Genomic DNA, 21339 nt, shown 5'->3' on the forward strand with positions numbered 1-21339 from the left:
CCATGGACAAACTCATCTGGGTTCTTCCGGCACTGCCGCTCGCCGGGGCCGCGGTTCTGTTGCTGGGCGGTCGGCGCACCGACCGGTGGGGACATCTACTCGGTTGCCTGATGGCATTGGCGTCATTTGCGTTTGGCGTCGCCGCATTCATCGACATGCTCGGCAAGTCCACCGACGACCGGTCGATGGGTCAGACCCTGTTCACGTGGGTCCCGGTCGGAGAACTGCAGGTCGACTTCGGATTACAGCTCGACCAGCTCTCCATGTGTTTTGTCCTACTCATCACCGGCGTCGGGTCGCTGATCCACATCTATTCCGTCAGCTACATGGCGGACGATCCCGGAAAACGCCGGTTCTTCGCGTATCTGAACCTCTTCCTGGCGGCAATGCTGTTGCTGGTGCTCGCCGACAACTACCTCGGCCTGTACCTGGGGTGGGAGGGCGTCGGCCTGGCCTCGTACCTGCTGATCGGTTTCTGGCACGAGCGGCCCGCTGCGGCAGCCGCCGCCAAGAAGGCCTTTGTGGTCAACCGGGTCGGCGACATGGGTCTGGCGATCGGCATGATGATCATGTTCGCGACGTTCGGCTCGGTCGGCTTCTCCGAGGTGTTCGGTGGCGCCGGAGAGGCCGGCGAAGGAACTCTGACCGCGCTGGGACTCATGCTGCTACTCGCAGCCTGCGGGAAATCGGCCCAGGTCCCACTGCAATCCTGGCTCGGTGACGCCATGGAGGGCCCGACACCGGTCTCCGCGCTGATCCACGCGGCCACCATGGTCACCGCGGGCGTCTACCTCATCACGCGCTCGGGACCGATCTTCAACCTGGCCCCGAATGCCCAACTGGCCGTGGTGATCGTCGGCGCGGTGACCCTGCTCTTCGGCGCGATCATCGGTTGCGCGAAGGACGACATCAAGAAGGCACTGGCAGCATCGACCATGAGCCAGATCGGCTACATGGTCCTCGCCGCCGGGCTGGGGCCGGCCGGGTACGCGTTCGCCATCCTGCACCTGATCACCCACGGGTTCTTCAAGGCCGGACTCTTCCTCGGCGCCGGTTCGGTGATGCACGGCATGAACGACGAGACAGACATGCGCCGGTACGGCGGACTGCGGACCCTGATGCCGATCACGTTTGTCACCTTCGGCCTCGGATACCTCGCGATCATCGGCATCCCACCGTTCTCCGGCTTCTTCTCCAAAGACAAGATCATCGAAACCGCCTGGGCGGCAGGTGGTACCAAGGGCATCATCCTCGGTACCGTGGCGGTGCTCGGCGCCGGGATCACCGCGTACTACATGACACGCGTGATGTTGTTGACCTTCTTCGGAGACCGGCGGTGGGCACCCGACACGCACCCCCATGAGTCGCCGACGCTGATGACCGCCCCGATGATCGTGCTTGCACTTGGCTCGGTCGGGGCCGGCGGACTCCTGGTACTCGGCAGCTCGTTGCAAGACTGGCTGGAACCCGTTGTCGGGGAACACCACGAACATCTCGGGGTGCCGGTCTGGGTGATCACCGTCAGCACCCTGGCCGTGGTGCTCGTCGGGGTGGGGATCGCCTACCGCCAGTATGCCGGGCGCACCGTTCCCGAAGTCGCCCCTGACGACGTGACACCGTTGACCGAGGCCGCCCGCCAGGACCTCTACGGCGATGCATTCAACGAGGAAGTGTTCATGCGTCCCGGCCAAAAGCTCACCACCACATTGGGTGCGGTCGACACCAGAGGTGTTGACGGTATCGTCCGCGGCGTTGCAACCGCGGTGTCGGCGGTCTCGACGGGCGCGCGTCACCTCCAGACCGGTTTCGTCCGTTCGTACGCGCTGTCGGTGTTTGCCGGCGCCGCTCTGGTGGTCGCGATGATGATGGTGGTGAGGGTGTGGTGAGCGACGTTCCCTGGCTGACACTGTTATGGGCGGTACCCGCCGTGGGCGCCGTCATCATCCTCGGCTTGCCGCCACGGATGCGCGAGCACGTGAAGTGGATCGCCCTGGCCACCTCGGCGGTGGTACTCGCCATCTCCATCGGCCTCGCGATCGACTTCGACACCGGGGGTGCACAGTTCCAATTCGTCGAATCCAGATCGTGGATACCGGCTTTCGGAGCCACATACTCGCTGGGAATCGACGGGATCGCATTGGCCCTGGTCATCCTGACGGCGGTTCTGTTGCCGCTCTTGCTGGTTGCCGGCTGGCATGACGCCGATCCGGAGCGCAGGCGGGCCACACACCGCTACGTGGCACTGATGCTCCTGGTCGAGGCGATGGTGATGATCTCGTTCACCGCACTCGACATCCTGCTCTTCTACATCTTCTTCGAAGCCATGCTGATCCCGATGTACTTCCTCATCGCCGGATTCGGTGGTCCCCGCGAGGCCGGAGAACGCACACGCGCGGCGGTGAAGTTCTTGCTCTACAACCTCGTCGGCGGACTGGTCATGCTGGCGGCGGTGATCGGGCTGTACGTGGTCACCGTCGATCACGGCGGTGGCACCTTCGATTTCCGCGAGATCGTAGCCGCGATCTCGTCGGGCGCACTCGACATCGATCCCACCGTGGCCAAGGCACTATTCCTCGGATTCATGTTCGCCTTTGCGGTCAAGGCCCCGCTCTGGCCACTCCACACCTGGTTGCCCGACGCAGCCGTTCAGGCGACACCGGCCAGTGCTGTGCTCATGATGGCCGTTGTCGACAAGGTCGGCACGTTTGCGATGTTGCGCTACTGCGTCCAGCTGTTTCCTGATGCCACTAGGTATTTCACGCCGCTGATCATCACACTTGCCGTGATCGGCATCGTGTACGGCGCGATCCTCGCGATCGGGCAGACCGACATGATGCGACTCATCGCGTACACGTCGATCTCCCACTTCGGCTTCATCATCCTGGGTATCTTCGCGCTGACCAGTCAGGGACAAGCCGGGTCGACGCTGTACATGGTGAACCACGGGATCGCCACGGCCGCACTCATGCTCATCGCAGGCTTCCTGGTGACCCGGCGAGGCACCCGCAACATCGCCGACTACGGCGGGGTCCAGAAGGTCGCTCCGGTCATGGCCGGAACGTTCCTCGTCGCGGGGCTTGCCACCCTGTCACTACCGGGCCTGGGACCCTTTGTCAGCGAATTCCTTGTCCTGATCGGCACTTTCACGCGCTATCCGGTGGCCGCGGTCTGCGCCTCGATCGCCCTGGTCCTGGCTGCCCTCTACGTGCTGTGGATGTTCCAGCGCATCATGACCGGTCCGGTGTCGAAGGGCAACGAACAGATAGGCGACCTCAAGCGACGTGAGCTCATGGTCGTGGCACCGCTCCTCGCCCTGCTGCTGGTGCTCGGCATCTATCCCAAACCTGCCCTGGACGTGATCGATCCCGCTGTCGGCCACACCCTGACCGTCATCGACGAACAAGATCCGGCGCCCGCTGTCGCCGAACCCGACGGAGGACCACGATGAACTCCGCTGCAGACGTGTTGCCCGCACCGTCCATCGAATACGCCCAGCTCTCACCGATGCTGATCGTGTTCGGCGTGGCAGTGGTCGGCGTGCTGGTCGAAGCCTTTGCACCGGCCCGTCACCGCTATGTCGGACAACTGGTGTTGAGCATCGGCGGCCTGGCCGCGGCGTTCATAGCTGTTGTGGCACTTTCCGGTACCAATGCATCAGCAGCGGTGGGTGCGGTTGCCGTCGACGGCCCGGCGCTGCTGATGCAGGGCACCATCCTGGTCGTGTCGGCATTGGCCATCCCGCTCATCGCGCAGCGGACGTCGGCCGGAGTTGCAGCGGCCGCCGGGGTGGGCACCGCCGCATCGGGCGGACGAAGTGTCCTGGACGCGTTCACCTCTGCCGCCGCGACCGTACCCGGCAGCGAGAACGAGCACACCGCAACGCGGGCCGGGATCATCCAGACCGAGGTCTTCCCACTGGTCATGTTCGCGGTCGGCGGGATGCTGCTGTTCCCGGCATCGGACGATCTGCTGACAATGTTCATCGCCCTCGAAGTGCTGTCGCTGCCGTTGTATCTGCTCTGCGCGCTGGCCCGCCGGCGTCGGTTGCTGTCGCAGGAGGCAGCACTCAAGTACTTCCTGCTCGGGGCCTTTTCGTCGGCGTTCTTCCTGTTCGGCGCCGCCTTCCTCTACGGGTACGCCGGGTCTGTTCAGCTCGATGAGATCGCCGGAGCCGTCGACGCCGACACCGCCGATCGGACTCTGGCGCTGATCGGTGCCGGACTGGTGTCGGTGGGGCTGCTCTTCAAGATCGGCGCCGTGCCGTTCCACTACTGGATCCCCGACGTCTACCAGGGCGCTCCCACCCCGATCACCGCCTTCATGGCCTCCGCCACCAAGATCGCTGCGTTCGGTGCGGTCCTGCGGGTCTTCTACGTCGCGCTACCGGACCTCAAGGATGATTGGCGTCCGGTGATGTGGGCGGTGGCGATCGCGACCATGGTCCTCGGTTCCGTTGTTGCGATCACCCAGACCGACATGAAGAGGATGCTGGCCTATTCCTCGGTGGCCCACGCCGGATTCATCCTGACCGGCGTGATCGCAATCAGCCGAGATGGCCTGTCGTCGACCATGTTCTACCTGGTGGCCTACGGCTTCAGCACGGTGGGAGCTTTTGCGGTACTGACGTTGGTCAGGGACAGTGCGGGCGAGGTGACCGCCATGTCGCGCTGGGCCGGACTCGGTCGGCGTTCGCCGATGGTGGCAGCAGTGTTCGCACTGTTCCTGCTGGCTTTCGCCGGAATCCCATTGACCAGTGGATTTGTCAGCAAGTTCGCGGTATTCGAAGCTGCTGCCTCCAGCGGAGCCGTACCACTGGTGATCGTCGGTGTACTCAGCAGTGCGATCGCCGTGGTCTTCTACATCCGGGTGATCGGGTTGATGTTCTTCACCGAACCCGATACCGATTCCGATGCCCCGACGGTGGTGGCACCCAATCTCGCCACCACCGTGACCATCGGAATCAGCGCCGCCGCCACCGTGTTGATCGGCATTTTCCCGCAACCGCTACTCGATCTCGCCGACAATGCCGCGGTGTTCTATCGCTGACATCTCGGACCGCCGGAAAAAGTGGAACGTGTTCTATATTCTGGCCTGATGAGTAGTCCGAGCGCGGTCCGGACCGTGGTGTGGGGAACCGGAAATGTCGGGCGGGCCGCGATTCGCGCGGTTGACGCCCATCCCGATCTCGAACTCACCGCGGTCATCGTGCACAACCCCGACAAGGTCGGGCGAGACGCCGGCGACATCGCCGACGTCGGCCGCAGTCTTGGGGTGATGGCCACCGACGACGTCGAGAAAGCCCTGGCCGGCGCCGAGTCCGTTGTCTATGCGGCGTCCGGCGACGTCAGACCCGACGACGCTCTCTCCGACATCACCCGGGCGATCCGGGTCGGCGCGACGGTGGTCAGCCCGTCGCTCTATGCGCTCTACGACCCCACCTCTGCCCCCGCGCAGCTGCGCGACCCCGTACTCGCCGCCATCGACGACGGCGGTGGATCCCTCTTCGTATCCGGAGTCGATCCCGGGTGGGGCAACGACATCCTGCCGATCCTCGCGAGTGGTTTGGCGTCGACCGTGGATCAGGTCCGCTGCCAGGAGATCTTCGACTACACAACCTACGACCAGCCCGACTCGGTGCGTTATCTCATCGGGATGGGGCAACCCATGGACTACGACCCGCCGATGGTGGCGCAAGGTGTCCCGACGATGGTGTGGGGTGGGCAGATTCGGCTCATCGCCCGCGCCCTCGGGGTCGAGGTGGATGAGATCCGGGAAACCCTCCTTCGCCGGCCACTGGAAACCACGATCGAGACCGCGCAGATGGGGACGTTCGCCGCGGGCACCCAGGGAGCCCTGCGTTTCGAGATCCAGGGCATCGTCGACGGTGAACCGCTGATCGTCATCGAACACATCACCCGGATCCACCCCTCCTGCGCACCGGACTGGCCGATGCCGCCCGACGGTGGGGACGGCGCGCACAAGGTGATCATCGAAGGTCGTCCGCGGATAGAGATCAGTGTCGAGGCGACCGATGAGGGCGGCAACCGTGCCGCCGGTGGAAACGCCACGGCGGTGGGCAGATTGGTGAACTCGATCAATTGGCTCCGCGCGGCCGGCCCCGGCCTGTACGACGCACTCGACGTTCCACTCACGCCGGCTCTCGGCAAACTGAAGAGAAAGACACCGACATGAGAATCGACGTACCCGACGGCAAAGACCCGATCTCCTACGTGTGGGGTGAGATGGTGCCCGCGATCGGTGGTGCGGCGGCCAACTTCTCGATGAAGGTCTATTCGGATTCCACACTGGGTCTTCGGGAGTTCGAAGCGGCCCGCCTCCGGATCGCTCAGATCAACGGCTGCGTGTTCTGCCAGGACTGGCGGACCGAGCGGGACGGCGTGAAGGTGGAGCCGAACTTCGACGATGCGGTCGAGAATTGGCGCACCACTGACGCCTTCGACGTCCGCACCCGCCTGGCGGCCGAGTACGCCGAGCGGTATGCGGTAGACCATCACGGGCTTGACGACGAGTTCTGGTCACGGATGACCGCCGCCTACGAGCAGCGCGAAATCGTTGAGCTGAGCATGTGCCTGGGTTCGTGGCTGGCCTTCGGTCGCCTCAACCGCGTTCTCGGCCTGGACACCGCCTGCGTGCTGCCGAACCACTGATCGCAAGCCTTCGGCGTTCAGACCACCCAGGGAAGCCCGACTATCGACCGAAAGTCCGAACTCGCCAGCTTGATACGCCACCGATTTTTCTGTGACATGACGATGGCATGGAGCCTGGCCCCGCCCTCCCCGACAAGCGTCGAGGGACCCATCGGCGGATTCGAGTAGTACAGGCGTTCGGCCACTGCAACATCTCCTATGCGGTCAGTCATCACCAGGCGAGCAAGTCAGGGGTTGCACTGGACGAGAATCAAGCTGTGATTCAGTGCACCCGGCGTTGCTACTGTGATTCAGAGCACAAGTGTAACGGGAAATCGGACAACCGCAAGACCACGGCGATACGGTCCCCTGCCCGGCAACAGTTCGGCACCTACTTGATGTCGGCCATACTCTTTCCGACATCCGCCAGTGTCATCGGCTGACCGAAGTCGGTCGTGTACTTCAGCGGCGGGATATCGCAGCGGTAGAGGCCATCGACATCCGGTCCGAAGTCCGCGGCCTCCCAGCCCTGCGGCCGTGCCACCTCGACGTTGAAGCAGGGCGACGGTGGGATCGGCTCGGCCAGGTTGTGCGGCACGTGCAAACCGCCCCCGGTCCACGCGGTCTCGGTCTTGGCCGCCTCATAGACGCAGGTCCGGGTCAGATCGTCGCCACAGGATGCCGCCGCCTTCGCGAAGAGCAACCACGAGGACATGGCCCTGATCGCAGGCAGCGTCAACAGGGAATCCGGGGCGTACTCAGCCTGCAGGGCCAGCAATTCCTTGATCGCCGGAGCATCACTGTTCAACGGTGCATTGCCACCGAGATCCAGATAGTTGTTCTGCGCCTCGGCGGACGTGCCCAGCAGTCCGATGAACTCTTCGCCATAGGCACTGTTGTTCGTGTCGATCCAGTCGAGCTTGTAGTCCATCGAGGTCAGCACGGATTCGAGTTTGGCCAACTGCCGAAACTCGCCGTACCAGATCAACCCCTTCACACCCTTGCTCTTGATGGTTTGCGCATAGGGCGTCCAGTCCGAGACGCCCATCGCGGGATACAGGTCGTTGTAGACGAAGCTCCCTCCGGCGGCCTCCACGGCTTCAACCGCCTGCTCGCCCATCAGTTTGGTCACCGGGGAGTCCCCGTTGATGATGCCCACCAGGTTCTTCGAACCCGGATAGGCGTCGTTGATCAGCCAGGATCGGTAACCGTAATACGGGTCATAACCCGGGGTCAGGCTCGGATCGGCACTGATCTCCAGATCGGCGCCTGCGGACGCCACCTGGGCAACCTGAGCGGTGAATGTCGGTAGCCCACAGCTCAGCCGCTCCTTGACGCCGAGTCCGTCGAGCCCGGCGCCGCCTCCGACGAGCGCGAAGTCGGTGGCGCAGGCCTCGACCATCTGCTTGCGGACATCCATGAACTTGGTATCACGTATGTTGGCAACGATCTCGCGGCCATTGATACCACCGTTGTCATTGCACCAATCGCTGAAAATCTGTGCGGCGGCGACAAATTCCTCGTTCTTTGTGAAACCGACGTCCGAGAAGACACCGACCTGAATCTGATCGTCGGTCACCCCCTGAGTCGGAGAGCCCTTCGCGTCGCCTTCCTGACAGACGTCGGCGAGGTCGCCGAAGCTGCTGGAAACTGTACCGGCAGCAGCCGTTTCGCCTCCACCCCCGGCCTCCTCGGCACCGCCGCCGCCACGGTCGCTACATCCGGCCACCAGCAGCACGGATGCCATCAGGGCGATCAACATACGATGGGTTTTCACGTTCGTTGTTCCTTTCATGTACACGGCGCTCATGTCCTTCGACCACCATTGACACCGATGACCTGGCCCGTGATGTACGACGACTCGTCCTGGCAGAGAAAGACCGTCGCGTTGGCGATGTCTTCGGGCCGACCGGCGCGCTTGACCGGGGTGATCTTGGCGAAATGCTCCAGCGAGGCGGTGAAACGCCCTTCCGCGATTGCCTTCTCCAGTAGTGGCGTCACCACCATTCCCGGTGGAACCGTGTTGACGGTGATGCCGAACCTACCCAGCTCCAGCGCCAAACTCTTTGTCAGACCGATCAACCCGGCCTTCGAGCTGACGTAGGCCGCCATCTGCGACTGTCCGCCCTGCGCACTCGACGAGGAGATGTTGACCACCCGTCCCCACTGCGCCGCCTTCATGTCGGGCAGCGCTTCCTGCGTACAGATGAACGGTCCGCGAAGATTGATCGCCATCACTCGATCCCAGAACTCGTCTGAGATCTCGTCGAACTTCCCGAACTGTTCGATCCCGGCGTTGTTGATCAAGATGAGCACCGGTCCGAAGTCGAATCGCACTTGTTCCATTGCGGATTGGACCTGGCCGCGATCAGAGACATCGACCACGTAACCGTTGACCGTGGCTCCCGCTTCTCGCAGACGCTTGACCTCGAGTTCGAGCTGTTCGGCTTGGATGTCGAAGATGGCGACCTGAGTTCCGCGGGCGATCAGACCCTCGGCGATGGCCAGGCCGAGACCCGACGCACCGCCGGTCACAACCGCAGTGGTTCCCCCAAAGGGCATGATCTGTAGTCCTTTCAGACACTGAATCGGATGAACACTTTCTATTCCGCTGCAGCGGTGGACGATCCCGGCCGGATTGCCTGTTCCGGGCAATGACTCCGGGCCTGCCCCGCCAGTTCGGCGAGCTCGTCTGGAATCCGATCCATCACCACCTCCGCAAAGCCGTCGTCGGCGAAGGCGAAAACCTCAGGGCAGGTGGCAACACATGCCCCGTGACCGGCGCACCGATCGGAGTCGACATGAAGGATCACGAGCCGCCACCAGCCGGGCTGAACCCGATGTGCAAGTGGGTCAATCCACGCAGGACAAACGTCGGAAGGTAGCTGTACCGGCGATCCCCGGGGGGACCGTGATGCTCCTCGTCGATCCAGATGTCAGCAGTCCGGTCGAGAAGGCGCTCCAAACTCACCACGGCCTCGGCCCGGGCCAAGGGTGCGCCCGGGCAGCTGTGGATACCGCGGCCGAACGCAACGTGGCTCCGCGCGTTCGACCGATCGACGTCGAATACGTCGGGTTCGGGGAACTTTCGGGGATCCCGGTTCAACGCCGCGTTGATCAGCATCAGGGTGGTCCCGGCCGGCACATCGACTCCGCCGACATTCACCGGGACCTTCGACAACCGAAAGTCGCCACGCACCGGGCTCTCGTAACGCAGCGCCTCCTCGATGAATGCCGGGAGAAGGCTGCGGTCGGCGCGCAACCTGGCTTGGAGCTCGACGTCCTCGGCGATCATCTTCACGGCTGAACTGAGCAGACGCACCGTCGTTTCCTGGCCTGCAGCAAAGAGATTCGCTGCGACGGCCACTGCATCGGACACCTCTGGAACACTCCCGTCCGGGAATGTTGCCGAGGCGACACCGGTGAGGACGTCGCCGCGCGGAGCACTGCGACGGTCCTCGATGTACTCGGTGAACTTCTCGTAGAGGTACCCCAGCGGGGAATGCTCCATCGCGTCACCGGTGCTGCTCCCGATGGTCGGTCCACTGAGCAGCGCGTCGCGGAACTCGTCGTGCGAGGCCTCCGGCACACCCAGGAGATCGGCAATGACAAGCATCGCGAACGGTGTGGCAAATCCGCCGTTGAACTCACATCGGCCATCGACGAGCACCTCATCGAGCTGGCGATCCGCCAGTCTCCACATGAACTCCTCGTTCTCCTTCAACCGCTTTGGTGTGATCATCCGCAAAAGCAGTGCCCGGTGGGCGGTGTGAACGGGCGGATCCATCGTAGGCAGTTGATCATTCATGATCAGCTGGGGGCGATGCTTCTCGATCAGCTCCGAAATATCATCGCCTTCAAGGGGTACCGGGAAGCCGGGGAAGGGCCCGGCGACCGAGATGCACGACGAGAAGCGTGCGGGGTCGTTGTAGATCTCCAGGGCCTCTTCGTAGCCGGTGATCATCACCACGTCGTGGTGGCTCTCTCTCCGTACCGGACATTCATTGCGGACGGCCGCGAGATAGTCGTACGGATCCGACAGCAATTCGTTGTCGATGAAGAAGTCGACCTCATCGAGGTTCTCGGGTGCACTCACTCTGAAATCGTCACCCCCTCATAGCTACCGAACATGTCACCCTCCGGCAGCGCCATCTGCAGATACACGTCGATATGTGTGACCTTTCCCGATTCGTCGAATTCGTAGACCGACACGGAGTTGACAACGCTCTTGAACTCCCCGATCGTGCTGCGCTCCTCGAGCTCCAGGAATACGGTGCTTCCGCTCTCGGTGACCCGCTTGAATGAGCAGTCCCAGTCGGCATTGCCGGCCCAGGCGGTCAGAAAGTTCACATAGTCGGTCCAGTTCATGACCTCTTTGAAGTTGCCAACACGCTCGAAGACGTCAACCGCGATCAGGTCAGCCAGGGGAGCCCAACTATCGACCGAAAACCCGGGCTCCTTGGCTGCTCCCGCCACGATCTCCTTTGTGACGAGACCATATTCCAAAGCCTTGCGCGATAGCCCGGTGTAATTGTCGATAACATCGTTGACGTCCTTCAAAGACACTGTCATTTCTTCTCCAATTCGAGGCATGTCAAACTTCACAGGCCTGCGATGTGTTTGTTCAGAACAGAATGGAAGTGGGAGACGACGATTTCCTCTCGCACCAAGGACATGTACTTGAGCCCCTTGTTCTTCAATCCCCGCTGCTGCCTGGGCATCTGCTCGTAGTCCTGTTGCAGCGCAAGGAAGTACTTGTAACTGCCGGGTTCATCGACCTCGATCAGCTCCGCCTTGTACACATCCCGCAACTCCTCGGGCAACCACATGAAACTGGCCACGTGCCAGATGCACCAGTTGGGATCACCGTCGGGATCAGGGACTGCCATGACCACATGCGCCTCGCCGGCCCGAACTGTCATGAAAAAGTTCGGGAACAGCACCCATCCGTGGTTGTCACTCATCTGCGCTTCGGTGAGCCCACTGACGTCGAGACCCATGCCGGTGAAAGTGTCACGGGTGGCCTGCTGCAAGATCGTCCGGCCGGTCACCCCTTCAGGGAAGCTGACTTTCCCGTCCGCACCCTGATAGGCGCTGACCAGTTCATCGAAGCGCGGCAACACCGCCGCGGTTCCCGGGAAGGTCTCCGGAAGTGCCTTGATTCCCATGATCTCGTCATCCGCAGAGATCGAGTTCGCCACATCAAACGGCGCGCAGGCCACGCTGTGATTCTCGAAGAAGCGGTATCGGCTCGTTTTCGGGTCCAACGCAATGACATTCAGCAGTTCGGGATGGATACCCGAGATGTGGTAACCCTCCTCGAAGGCGTCCATGACAACTTTCCAGTTGCAATTGATCCGCTCTCGCACGTTCATGACCGTGGTCATCTCTTCGAGGGAGTACGGCTCCAGCAGCTTGGAAACCTCGGCACCGAGATAGTCCGACAGCGGCGCGGCGTCGGGGTCGGGATTGAGAAAGATGAAGCCACCGAAGGTATCCACCGGCACCGAGACCAGTGACAGGTCATCCTTGTCGACCTCACCCTGCGAATTCTCGCGGAGCATGCCGCGTAGCTTGCCTTCCAGGTCGTAGGACCAGAGGTGGTACTGACAGAGGAATCCGCGCTTGGCGTTACCGGCGCCCTGGCACAACACATTCCCGCGATGCCGGCATGCATTTACGAATCCGCGGATCTGGCCGTCCTTGCCGCGCACGATGATGTAGGTCTGGTCGAGGACCTTGTACTCTTTCCAGTCGCCGACATTGGGCAATTCGCTTACGCGACCGGCGAATTGCCAGACCTTCATCCAGATCTTGTCGCGCTCCTGCTCCTGGAACTCAGGAGAGGTGTATTCGGAATTCGGAATCTCGGTGGGAAACCCATGGGACTCGTACTCGGCAAGCCCGCGGGCCTCGTCGACCCATTCTCCGGTCCTCGCTGTTTCCATTGGTTCACGCTCTCTTCGTCGGTGGTGACAGCCGAGCGGTCCGAGCGACATCGATATGCGAGTGCGGTCATCGCGCGCCACCCGTTGACCGGTGCGCGCTGAGTGAACCTTCGTGGCGAGATGTCGATCGGAACATTGGCTGCTGTGTATGGCCGGGATCATGGGCTAGCTGTGATCCACAGCACTATTGTACAAAGATGTACATAAAGTGCAAGACCGTCTTTTTGGGAACATTTCCGCAGGTAGAGGGGTATTCAAATCAAAAAAAGGCCACCTGCGTTGGAACCGCAGGTGGTCTGGACTTCGAGTGAGGCCGATCGGCCGGGGCATCTACCCGCCGCTGGGCGGCACGATGCTGGAGACGACCATCTGCAAAAAGGGACGGTAGAGGTCTTCGTCGTCGACGCTGCTGTTGAGCGTCACGGCATCATTGGTCGCGATGATCACGTGCGCCAACGTTTCCGCCGGAATGGTCAGGGTGGCGCCGATCCGGGTGACATCCCTTGTGATGTATTCACCCAAGGACCGGATCGCCTCGAGCCGCTGGGCCGCAACGCGCTCGCGGGCATCGGGATTGCGCAGCAAGAACAGGGTGAACTCGTACCCCAGCGCAGCCCGATCCGGGCCGTCTTGACTCAGGCTCAGCTCGCGCCAACGGTCCGCGAGGACATCGAGATTGAGATCATCCAACCGATGCAGGGACGCGATCAGGTCGGTGAAGCCATCCAGGAACCGCTCCCGACTGCGCTGGATGACGGCGACGAAAAGCTCGGACTTGGTACCGAAGTGTGAATAGATCGCACTTCTGGTGTATCCCGCGGCTTCCGCGATGTCCTCCAGCGGCGTGGAGCCAAAACCCTTGCGCGCAAACAGCTCTTCGGCCGCATCCAACAAAAGACCGCGAGTGTGTTCGAGACGTCGCTCGCGTGTCCAACGTTCGACCATTCGCTCATCCTCGCATACGGGCAGGTGACGGATCAGAACCGCCACCCGCCACCCTTGACACGCCACAATGTGACCCGCATCATAGGCAACACGATTTGATCAATCGATCAAATCGTGTTGCCTCCCCTCTCCGACCCCCGCCAGTCGCGGGTCGATCAACAACGCAAAGGCATTCAATGGCAAAGAAATTGGTGATCGGGGCCAGCGGCTTCGTTGGCTCGAACGTGACCAGGAAACTGGCCGAGCGCGGCGAGGACGTCCGAGTGATGCTTCGCAAGACCAGTTCAGTGAAGGGCATCGAGGATCTGGACGTCGAGCGCTGCTACGGCGATGTCTGGGACGCCGAGGCCCTGCGCACCGCGATGGCCGGGTGCGACGTCGTCTTCTATTGCGTCGTGGACGCGCGGGCGTGGCTGAGAGATCCGGCGCCGCTGTTTCGCACGAACGTCGACGGATTGCGCAACGTTCTCGATGTCGCGGTCGACGCCGAACTCGAGAAGTTCGTCTTCATGAGCACCATCGCGACACTTGCGGTGCGCACCGACGGCACAGCCGTGACCGAAGACGATCCGTTCAACTGGTACGACGAAGGCGGCGCGTACACACAGTGCCGGGTCGACGCAGAGAACTTGGTGTTGGGCTATGCCGCGAACAAGGGACTACCGGCGGTTGCACTCTGCATCTCCACCCCTTATGGGCCCCGCGACTGGCAGCCGACCCCGCACGGCGGCATGTTGGCGAGGATCTCGGCCGGCAAGGCACCGTTCTACTTCCGCGGTCTGCGGCACGAGGTCGTCGCGATCGACGACGCCGCCGAAGCGATGGTGCTGGCGATGCATCATGGCCGTAACGGGCAGCGCTACATCATTTCTGACACATACATGACCTCGCGCGAACTGCACACCCTGGCAACTGCGGCCGGCGGGAAGCGAGCGCCGTGGCTCGGATTGCCGTTGCCTGTGGTCTTGGCAACTGCGTCAGTTCTTCAGGTGATCGGCAAACTGATCCGGCGGGACATCATCTTCGTCAGACGGGCGTTCAACATGTGGGACTACATGTGCGCACTGGACCACAGTAAGGCCGAACGTGAACTCGGCTGGAAGACCACGCCATTCGAGGATTCGGTACGCGACGCCGTCACCTTCTACCGCGCAAACGACATCGGCTGATCCCCGACCCCAAACACATCGAAACCAAGAATCCCCCCACCTGAGAGGTGGGGGGATTCTCATGGCGGTGGCGGAGGGATTTGAACCCTCGGTACGGGGTTACCGTACACAGCATTTCGAGTGCTGCACCTTCGGCCGCTCGGACACGCCACCGCGGAAGACATTACCGCAGCGGCGGCCTAGGACTGCAATCGGCTGGTCAGGGCCGGTTTTTGCAGTCTGCTCGACTTTTAGTGGCCGGTGAGCTTGTTCTTGAGGTCGTCAGCCTTGTGCTTGACCGCGTCGGCAGCGTCGGTGACCTTCTGCTTGGCGCTCGCGCTGGCCTGGTCGCCTTTGCCTTCGGCCTTCAGCTCATCGTCGCCGGACAGGCTTCCTGCGGCCTCTTTGCCGCGGCCCTTGAGATCTTCTGCCTTGTTTTTTGCATCGTCGCTAACACCCATGACAATCCTCCTTCAGGTTCGATCAGATGGCCGTGTTCTTCGGCATGCAAGTCGCATACCCAGCCGACCGGTACCCGTAAACACCTGGGTACCGAATTCCAACGTGCCACTTTCGGGGTCATCTGGCCACCGCCCAGCCGTCACAACAGGCCGCGGATGTGATCTGACCAGCCGACCGCGCCGGTTCGACGCCCGCTTCAGGAAGATCGCGTTCCGGGAACCAGGTCAGGAAGGTCTGTGGGAGGCGAAGAAATCGCGCAGGACGTCAGCGCATCTGTCCTCCAGAACACCGCCACGCACCTGTGGCCGATGGGTGTTGCGACGGTCGCGGACAACGTCCCAGAGCGACCCCACAGCGCCCGTCTTGGGCTCCCAGGCGCCGAACACAAGCCGCTCCAGCCGAGCCAGGGTAATCGCGCCCGCGCACATCGTGCACGGCTCGAGTGTGACTGCAATGGTGCATCCGGTCAGCCGCCAGCCATCGCCCAGCACTGCGACAGCCGCCCGGATGGCAAGGACTTCGGCATGCGCCGTCGGATCAGAGGTGGCTTCGCGCGCATTCGCCGCGGAGGCGATCACATGCCCCTGCGGATCAAAGATCACCGCGCCCACCGGGACATCCCGCGGATCGGCGTGTGCGGCTGCGGCGAGCGCGGCCTCGATCAACTGCTCATCGATGTTCATGCTCGCCCCAGAGGTCTAATGGCCCAGACCCTCAAGGGTTTTCGCGAGCTCGTCGGCAAAGCCCAACCGCGCTGCGATCATCCCGATCTGCTCATCGGCGTACAGGTCGGTGTCGCCGACGATCACACTCATCACCGAGTCGGGTAGTCCGAGGTCCGAGAGGATCGCGAGATCGCCCTCTTCCCACGGCTCGACGTCGGCGAGTTCGTCGGGATCGATGTCCGGGATGTCGACGTTGAGGACCTCGAGCACATCGGCGGCGATGTCGTAATCGATGGCCGCGGTGGCGTCGGAGATGAACAGCTTGGTTCCCGAGGGCGACGGACGCACGACGATGAAGAACTCGTCGTCGACATCGAGCAGACCGAACACCGCGCCCGCACTGCGCAGGCCACGCAGGAGATTCTCGGTCTCCGTCAGTTCACCGAGGGAATTGCTGTCCAATGCGGTGAGGGTCCACTTGCCGTCCTCTCGGACGACCGCAATGGCAAACCCATCTACTTCATCCGCGCGCGCACCAGCCATAGCGGTCACGGTAGCGGGCGGCGCGGGTAAACCCAACTCCCTTGACCAGCGCCACCCGGCATTGCCGGAAGCCGCGATATGCGAATCTGAACAGGTGACACACACCGCTCCGACACATCGGCCACAAATCTGCGTTCTCGGCCTCGGCCTGATCGGCGGTTCCCTGCTCCGCGCCGCGGCGGCCGCCGGTCGGACCGCCTTCGGATACAACCGGTCCCAGGAGACGGTGGACGCCGCCGTCGCCGACGGCTTCGACGCCTCGTCCGATCTCGTCGCGACGCTGCTGCGGGCCGCGGACAGTTCTGCTCTGATCGTGCTGGCGACCCCGGCCCCGACGATCGACGCACTGGTCGCGCAGGTGGCCGAGCATGCCCCTGACTGTCCGCTGACCGACGTCGTCAGCGTGAAACAACCTGTTGCCGACGCGGCGCGCACTCACGGCCTGGCCCACCGGTTCGTGGGTGGACACCCGATGGCCGGTACCTCCGAGTCCGGATGGCCTGCCACCGACCCCGAGCTGTTCACCGGCGCGGTGTGGGTGGTCGGAACCGATGACGGCGCCGATCCGCAGGTCTGGCAGACCGTCGCGCACCTGGCTCTCGATGTCGGATCACGGGTGGTCGCGGCGGCCTCCGACGAACACGACCGGGCCGTCGCCGGGATCTCGCACCTGCCACATCTGACGGCAGCGGTCACCGCCGCGGTGGGCGCGGGCGAGGGCGAGTTGGCTCTGCGATTGGCAGCCGGATCGTTCCGGGACGTCACCCGCGTGGCCGGGACGTCGCCGACGGCGCAGCGGGCCATGCTCGAGGCGAATTCGACAGAGCTGCTGATCGCACTCAGCGAGACCATCGATCGGCTGACGTATGCGCGCGACCAACTGCGCGACGAGGGCACCGTCGAGACGCTGGTGGCCGACGGGCATCGGGCCCGCAAACACTACGACAGGGTCAACGGAGTCGACGGACCGCCGGTGTCGGTGTCCATCGGGGCGCCCGGCTGGGAGGCCGAGCTGCGTAATGCGGCCCGCGACGGGGCCATCTGGACCGGCTAGTGCCGAGAGGGTGAAGTCTCGTGGCCGGTACTAGATGCGCTCGGCCAGGCCGGGGTAGTCACGGACGAAGCCGTTCTCGTCGACGGTGATGGTGGCCTGGGCCATCGGCGAGACGATGCCGATTCCGGTCTCGCCCGGGGTGTACTGCAACGATTCCGCCGAGAACTCGCCGGACGGAATGTAGAGGTATGCCACCGGCACCGTGGTGGGCGCCGTGGACGCCTCCTGCAGGCCGAGGCGACGGATCGGCAGCGCGTTCAAGAAGGGGCTCAACGCCAGATCGACGTCCTGGGCACCGCCGAAGTCGCTGCGCTGCATACCGCGAGCGGTCTGGACCAGCCACACGTCCTGCCCGTCTCGGGTGATGGAGATCTGCGTGTCGCCGCTGGCCCGCACCAGGTGAAGGGACAGTCGCTTGGTGAGACCGGCGTCCGTGGTGATCAGGTCGTAGGAGGCACTGAATGCCTCATGATCGGCGGTGGCCGCGGCGATGATCCGGCCATAGGCCTTGATCCGTTTGCCGGTCACCGTCACCCGGACCTGTTCCAGGCGTTCGGCACCGATGCCGCGCCAGGTCATCATGGTCTTGAAATCGCCATTGCCCGCCACCGTGGGCGCAGGCTCAGCGGGCACTTGGGACACGTCTGGGGAACTCACGACTCCACGGTAGGCGACCGGGTTGTCGGTTATCGACCCAACCGGGGATAAGTGCCGATCAGACCCTCGAAACTTTGCCCGCTCGTCCGCGCCGGCGGCATCGAGGGCAGCGTGCCCTCGGGGTACCAGACCAGGGGATGAATCCGGCGAACGCTGCTCGAGCGGTGCTCATGCCTGCGGCGGATTCAATTCAGAACGGTAGGTATGCGTGAGGTAGGGCAGGACGATGGTCCCGGACTCATCGGCCACCTGGTCGGCCAGCACTTCGACCTCGGACAGTATCCGGGCCCGGTCGGGGCCGGTGGCGGTGATGACCGCGCTACGGGAGGCCACCATGGCCATCAACTGTCCGGCGGTCAACGTGCGGTCCCATCGGGAGATCCGGTGTACCAACGGCCCGAATCCGCCGCCCAGTTCGGGGACGCCGGCGGCCACATACAGTTCGCCTTCGCTGGCCGCCACGATCCCGGTCAACTCGCGCACCCACGGCACGGATTCGTCACGGATGTTCCAGATCAACCCCACTGTGCCGCCGGGCCGCAGAACCCGCTCGGCCTCGGCCACCGCCTCGTCTGGACGGACCCAATGCCACGCCTGACCGAACACGAGGGAGTCAGCGATGTTGTCCGCCAACGGGATCTGCTCGGCCGTTCCGATCAGCGCGTGCACCGTCGGCAGGCGCGCCGTCAATTCATCGAGCATCCCCGCATCTGGCTCCACCGCATACACCGTGCGACCCGATTCGATCAGGGATGCAGTGAGTTTGCCTGTGCCGGCACCGATGTCAGCGACGACCCGCGCACCCGGGTCGAGCAGTTCGGCGACTGCCTCGGTCGGGTAGTCGGGTCGTCCCTGACTGTACGCACGCGCCTGTTCCCCGAAGGAGGTCGACATCTGCGCGCGCTTGTCCGGATCCGTCACGAGTTCGGTTGCCTCACCAGTCCAGACTCACGCAAGCCGCCAGCGGGCCCGTCTCCTCGGAAACCGTTTTCGAACCGACCTTGATCGTGCACGTGACATCGCTGCCATCGATTGCAATCGCACCGAGTACAAGGGGTTCTTCCGGATTGCCTTCGAACGACTTGGTCCACGGCAATGTCGGGTCGTCGTCCGTCTGCTCGACGCCTTCGGCATCTGTGTAGGTGATCACGAAGGCATTGCCGGTGACCTCATACGTAACGTCGCCCGACTGTTCTTCGCTGGTGGTTGTGGTTTCTGTTGTGGTCGTGTCGGTTTCGGTCTCATCGGCCGACGTCGTGGTCGATGTGGCGACCGACGACGATCCGGCGGTCGAATCGTCACCGTCATCGCCGGACAACGCCACCGCGGCGAATATGCCGCCAAGGACGAGCACCAGAACGGCAACAACCGCCGCAATGATCAGTACGGCCTTCTTGTTTCCGCCGTTGCCCGGGGGCTGACCACCGTTTCCGTAGCCGCCATACGGGGGTTCACCGTAGGGTGGGCCACCTCCGCCGTACGGTGCGTTCGGGTATTGCTGGCTGTAGTCGGGTTGCTGGCTGTAGGCGGGCTGGCCACCGACAACCGGCCGACCGTATTGATCGCCACCGTGTTGGGGGTCGCCGTACTGATCGCCACCGTATTGGGGTTGCCCGTATTGGGGTTGCCCGTATTGCGGTTGTCCGTACTGCGGATCCTGCCCGTATTGCGGTTGTCCGTACTGCGGATCCTGTCCGTATTGCGGCGCCTGCCCGTACTGAGGATCCTGCGATGGCATCTGGGTGGTGCCGCTCGGCCCCTGGCCCTGCGGGTCCGGTGGCGCACCCCAATACGGTTGCTGCGGTTGCGCAGGGTCCTGCCCACCACCCCAAGTCGGCTGGTCAGGATTCTCGGGATCGTTTCCGTTTCCGGGACCCATGCGTGCACTCCTCACGTCGGTGGTCTGGGTTCAGACATTACCGGCGCTTGACGTTTGTGCCGTTGCCCAGCCGTCGCGGGGACAACTCCGCCACCGGGATCAGACGGTGGCGCAGTTACCCTCGACCGGCAGTCCGGCCAGCCGGTCGCGTACAAACTGCAGTCCCGCGGGGTAATCGGCGACCACCGGGGCGAGGTGGTTGTTGCCGCTACCCGGATTGACCGCGGGGATCCGGTCGGTGTTCAGGACGACGGGCGCACCTCGGGCACACCAGTCACGAACCAGCGTGGCGGTCTGCGCATAGGGAATGAAGTCGTCGTTCTCCGCACCGGTGACCATGATCGGCGCGGCGGGCGTTCGGCGGCCGATCCGCTGCTCGTCGGCCACGGCCCTGGCTGTCGGCAGGTCTGCGATCACCTCGTCGAGCCTGCGCCCGTCGGTGGTCCACCCGGCGGTGCTCTGTTTCCCGTACTCATTGCGGGAGTCGAGCAGGCATTGTTGGGCGACATCGGCGAGCACCGCGCGGCCGTGGTCGTTCAAATGTGCATCAAGAGGGCCGCGCAATTCCGGATAGCGCGCCAGAAATCCGTTGATGGTGTAGCCGATAGCCGCCATCAGCCCGGTGCCGTCGATATACCGTTGCACCGCAAGGAGATCTGCCGGTGGCGAACTCGCATAGCCGGCAGCGATATTCAGGTCCGGCGCATACTCCGGCGCCAGCTCGGCCGCGGCCGCGGTGGCAGCTCCGCCCTGCGAATGTCCCCACAGCACAACCGGACCGGTCCCGGGAGACGCTGCGCGCGCCCCGTCGAGCATCGCGTGCGCGGCTTCCGCACGGTTTGCATAGGTATGTACGCCGGGAGTTCCCAGCCCCACATAGTCGGTCACGAAAACTCGGAATCCCTGCGCGAGGAAGCTCGTGGCGAAGAATCCCTCATAGTTGGCCTGAATACTGGTCGTGCCGCCGATATCGGTTGTCCCGAATCCCTTTTCGAAGTTCCTCGACGGTGCGCACTGATCGCCCTGACCCTGCGTTCCGGGCCCGATCACCACCAATGGCACTCGGCCCGGACCGGTCCACACCGCATCCGGTTCGAGCGAGGTACCGGATACGAGGATCGGTGCGCCGAAGGTGTCGGTGGTCGAATAGAGCACCCGATGCCCCGCGCCCAGCCCACCGAACGGCACCAGCGCCTCCCGCCGCACAACCGTCCCCGGTTCACCGGGCGTCACCGAGCTCGTGTTGTAGAAGTCCCCCGGCGCAGCGACAACCGGCGGTGCCGCGGTGATCACCCCGGCGGCTGCAATGGTGAGCAGGGCGAACAGGGCACCGAAACGTCTGGGCTGCGACACCCGGTGGACGCTACCGGTGAACACAGCCCGTCGTAAGA

General features: G+C 63.4%; 22 protein-coding genes and 1 tRNA gene. 7 read left to right on the forward strand and 16 right to left on the reverse strand.

Annotation, left to right across the window (positions count from 1 at the left end; genetic code table 11):
• The first annotated feature begins 2 nt into the window (after nt 1-2).
• From nuoL to AC1D75_RS01370, 5 genes are read left to right on the forward strand one after another with little or no spacing between them, the layout of a single operon-like run.
• Nucleotides 3-1886, forward strand: a complete 1884-nt coding sequence (gene nuoL / locus AC1D75_RS01350) for an NADH-quinone oxidoreductase subunit L (RefSeq protein WP_495513536.1) — start codon at nt 3-5, stop codon at nt 1884-1886.
• Nucleotides 1883-3448, forward strand: coding sequence for an NADH-quinone oxidoreductase subunit M (locus AC1D75_RS01355; protein ID WP_495513537.1), 1566 nt, complete (start codon nt 1883-1885; stop codon nt 3446-3448). Before nuoL ends, AC1D75_RS01355 begins: the two co-directional genes overlap by 4 nt.
• Complete coding sequence (gene nuoN, locus AC1D75_RS01360; protein ID WP_495513538.1) at nt 3445-5046, forward strand: NADH-quinone oxidoreductase subunit NuoN; 1602 nt, start codon at nt 3445-3447, stop codon at nt 5044-5046. The genes AC1D75_RS01355 and nuoN overlap by 4 nt, the downstream gene beginning before the upstream one ends.
• 48 nt (nt 5047-5094) lie before the next feature.
• Nucleotides 5095-6192 (forward strand): NAD(P)H-dependent amine dehydrogenase family protein, encoded by a 1098-nt coding sequence (locus AC1D75_RS01365; RefSeq protein ID WP_495513539.1) that lies wholly within the window; start codon nt 5095-5097, stop codon nt 6190-6192.
• Complete coding sequence (locus AC1D75_RS01370) at nt 6189-6668, forward strand: carboxymuconolactone decarboxylase family protein (protein WP_495513540.1); 480 nt, start codon at nt 6189-6191, stop codon at nt 6666-6668. The genes AC1D75_RS01365 and AC1D75_RS01370 overlap by 4 nt, the downstream gene beginning before the upstream one ends.
• Nucleotides 6669-6685: 17 nt before the next feature.
• On the opposite strand, the gene AC1D75_RS01375 is transcribed toward AC1D75_RS01370, so the two are convergent.
• The 8 genes from AC1D75_RS01375 to AC1D75_RS01410 all read right to left on the reverse strand — a co-directional run bounded on the left by AC1D75_RS01375 (nt 6686) and on the right by AC1D75_RS01410 (nt 13540).
• Nucleotides 6686-6853 carry a hypothetical protein gene (locus AC1D75_RS01375; RefSeq protein ID WP_495513541.1) on the reverse strand — a complete coding sequence of 56 codons (168 nt, stop codon included), beginning with the start codon at nt 6851-6853 and terminating at the stop codon, nt 6686-6688.
• Between the two features lie 185 nt (nt 6854-7038).
• Nucleotides 7039-8409 (reverse strand): ABC transporter substrate-binding protein, encoded by a 1371-nt coding sequence (locus AC1D75_RS01380; protein ID WP_495515942.1) that lies wholly within the window; start codon nt 8407-8409, stop codon nt 7039-7041.
• Between the two features lie 44 nt (nt 8410-8453).
• Nucleotides 8454-9209, reverse strand: coding sequence for an SDR family NAD(P)-dependent oxidoreductase (locus AC1D75_RS01385; RefSeq protein WP_495513542.1), 756 nt, complete (start codon nt 9207-9209; stop codon nt 8454-8456).
• Nucleotides 9210-9250: 41 nt separating this feature from the next.
• Nucleotides 9251-9460, reverse strand: coding sequence for a ferredoxin (locus AC1D75_RS01390; protein WP_495513543.1), 210 nt, complete (start codon nt 9458-9460; stop codon nt 9251-9253).
• The gene (locus AC1D75_RS01395; protein ID WP_495513544.1) at nt 9457-10743 is read right to left on the reverse strand and encodes a cytochrome P450; all 1287 of its coding nucleotides are present in this window, start codon (nt 10741-10743) and stop codon (nt 9457-9459) included. The genes AC1D75_RS01390 and AC1D75_RS01395 overlap by 4 nt, the downstream gene beginning before the upstream one ends.
• Nucleotides 10740-11219 carry a hypothetical protein gene (locus AC1D75_RS01400; protein ID WP_495515943.1) on the reverse strand — a complete coding sequence of 160 codons (480 nt, stop codon included), beginning with the start codon at nt 11217-11219 and terminating at the stop codon, nt 10740-10742. The genes AC1D75_RS01395 and AC1D75_RS01400 overlap by 4 nt, the downstream gene beginning before the upstream one ends.
• 29 nt (nt 11220-11248) lie before the next feature.
• A complete protein-coding gene (locus tag AC1D75_RS01405) occupies nt 11249-12595 on the reverse strand; it encodes an aromatic ring-hydroxylating oxygenase subunit alpha (protein ID WP_495513545.1) in 1347 nt (448 codons plus the stop codon).
• Between the two features lie 330 nt (nt 12596-12925).
• On the reverse strand, nt 12926-13540 hold the full coding sequence (locus AC1D75_RS01410) for a TetR/AcrR family transcriptional regulator (protein ID WP_495513546.1): 615 nt from the start codon (nt 13538-13540) through the stop codon (nt 12926-12928).
• 176 nt (nt 13541-13716) lie between these two features.
• On the opposite strand from AC1D75_RS01410, the gene AC1D75_RS01415 reads away from it, so the two are divergent.
• Nucleotides 13717-14709, forward strand: coding sequence for an NAD-dependent epimerase/dehydratase family protein (locus AC1D75_RS01415; protein ID WP_495513547.1), 993 nt, complete (start codon nt 13717-13719; stop codon nt 14707-14709).
• A 62-nt stretch (nt 14710-14771) separates the two neighbouring features.
• On the opposite strand, the gene AC1D75_RS01420 is transcribed toward AC1D75_RS01415, so the two are convergent.
• From AC1D75_RS01420 to AC1D75_RS01435, 4 genes are all read right to left on the reverse strand, one after another.
• Nucleotides 14772-14862, reverse strand: a tRNA-Ser gene (locus AC1D75_RS01420).
• 77 nt (nt 14863-14939) lie between these two features.
• Complete coding sequence (locus AC1D75_RS01425) at nt 14940-15149, reverse strand: CsbD family protein (protein ID WP_482136958.1); 210 nt, start codon at nt 15147-15149, stop codon at nt 14940-14942.
• 225 nt (nt 15150-15374) lie between these two features.
• On the reverse strand, nt 15375-15833 hold the full coding sequence (locus tag AC1D75_RS01430; RefSeq protein WP_495513548.1) for a nucleoside deaminase: 459 nt from the start codon (nt 15831-15833) through the stop codon (nt 15375-15377).
• A 15-nt stretch (nt 15834-15848) separates the two neighbouring features.
• The gene (locus tag AC1D75_RS01435) at nt 15849-16358 is read right to left on the reverse strand and encodes a tRNA adenosine deaminase-associated protein (protein WP_495513549.1); all 510 of its coding nucleotides are present in this window, start codon (nt 16356-16358) and stop codon (nt 15849-15851) included.
• A gap of 94 nt (nt 16359-16452) precedes the next feature.
• Between AC1D75_RS01435 and AC1D75_RS01440 the strand changes: the two genes are divergently transcribed.
• Nucleotides 16453-17412, forward strand: a complete 960-nt coding sequence (locus AC1D75_RS01440) for a prephenate dehydrogenase (protein ID WP_495513550.1) — start codon at nt 16453-16455, stop codon at nt 17410-17412.
• Nucleotides 17413-17442: 30 nt separating this feature from the next.
• On the opposite strand, the gene AC1D75_RS01445 is transcribed toward AC1D75_RS01440, so the two are convergent.
• From AC1D75_RS01445 to AC1D75_RS01460, 4 genes are all read right to left on the reverse strand, one after another.
• Complete coding sequence (locus tag AC1D75_RS01445) at nt 17443-17994, reverse strand: putative glycolipid-binding domain-containing protein (protein WP_495515944.1); 552 nt, start codon at nt 17992-17994, stop codon at nt 17443-17445.
• Nucleotides 17995-18237: 243 nt separating this feature from the next.
• Nucleotides 18238-18990, reverse strand: a complete 753-nt coding sequence (locus AC1D75_RS01450) for a class I SAM-dependent methyltransferase (protein ID WP_495513551.1) — start codon at nt 18988-18990, stop codon at nt 18238-18240.
• A 13-nt stretch (nt 18991-19003) separates the two neighbouring features.
• Nucleotides 19004-19948 carry a hypothetical protein gene (locus AC1D75_RS01455; RefSeq protein ID WP_495513552.1) on the reverse strand — a complete coding sequence of 315 codons (945 nt, stop codon included), beginning with the start codon at nt 19946-19948 and terminating at the stop codon, nt 19004-19006.
• A gap of 99 nt (nt 19949-20047) precedes the next feature.
• Nucleotides 20048-21301, reverse strand: coding sequence for an alpha/beta fold hydrolase (locus AC1D75_RS01460; protein WP_495513553.1), 1254 nt, complete (start codon nt 21299-21301; stop codon nt 20048-20050).
• Between the last annotated feature and the right edge of the window lie 38 nt (nt 21302-21339).

Source organism: Williamsia sp. Y712 (assembly GCF_059445525.1).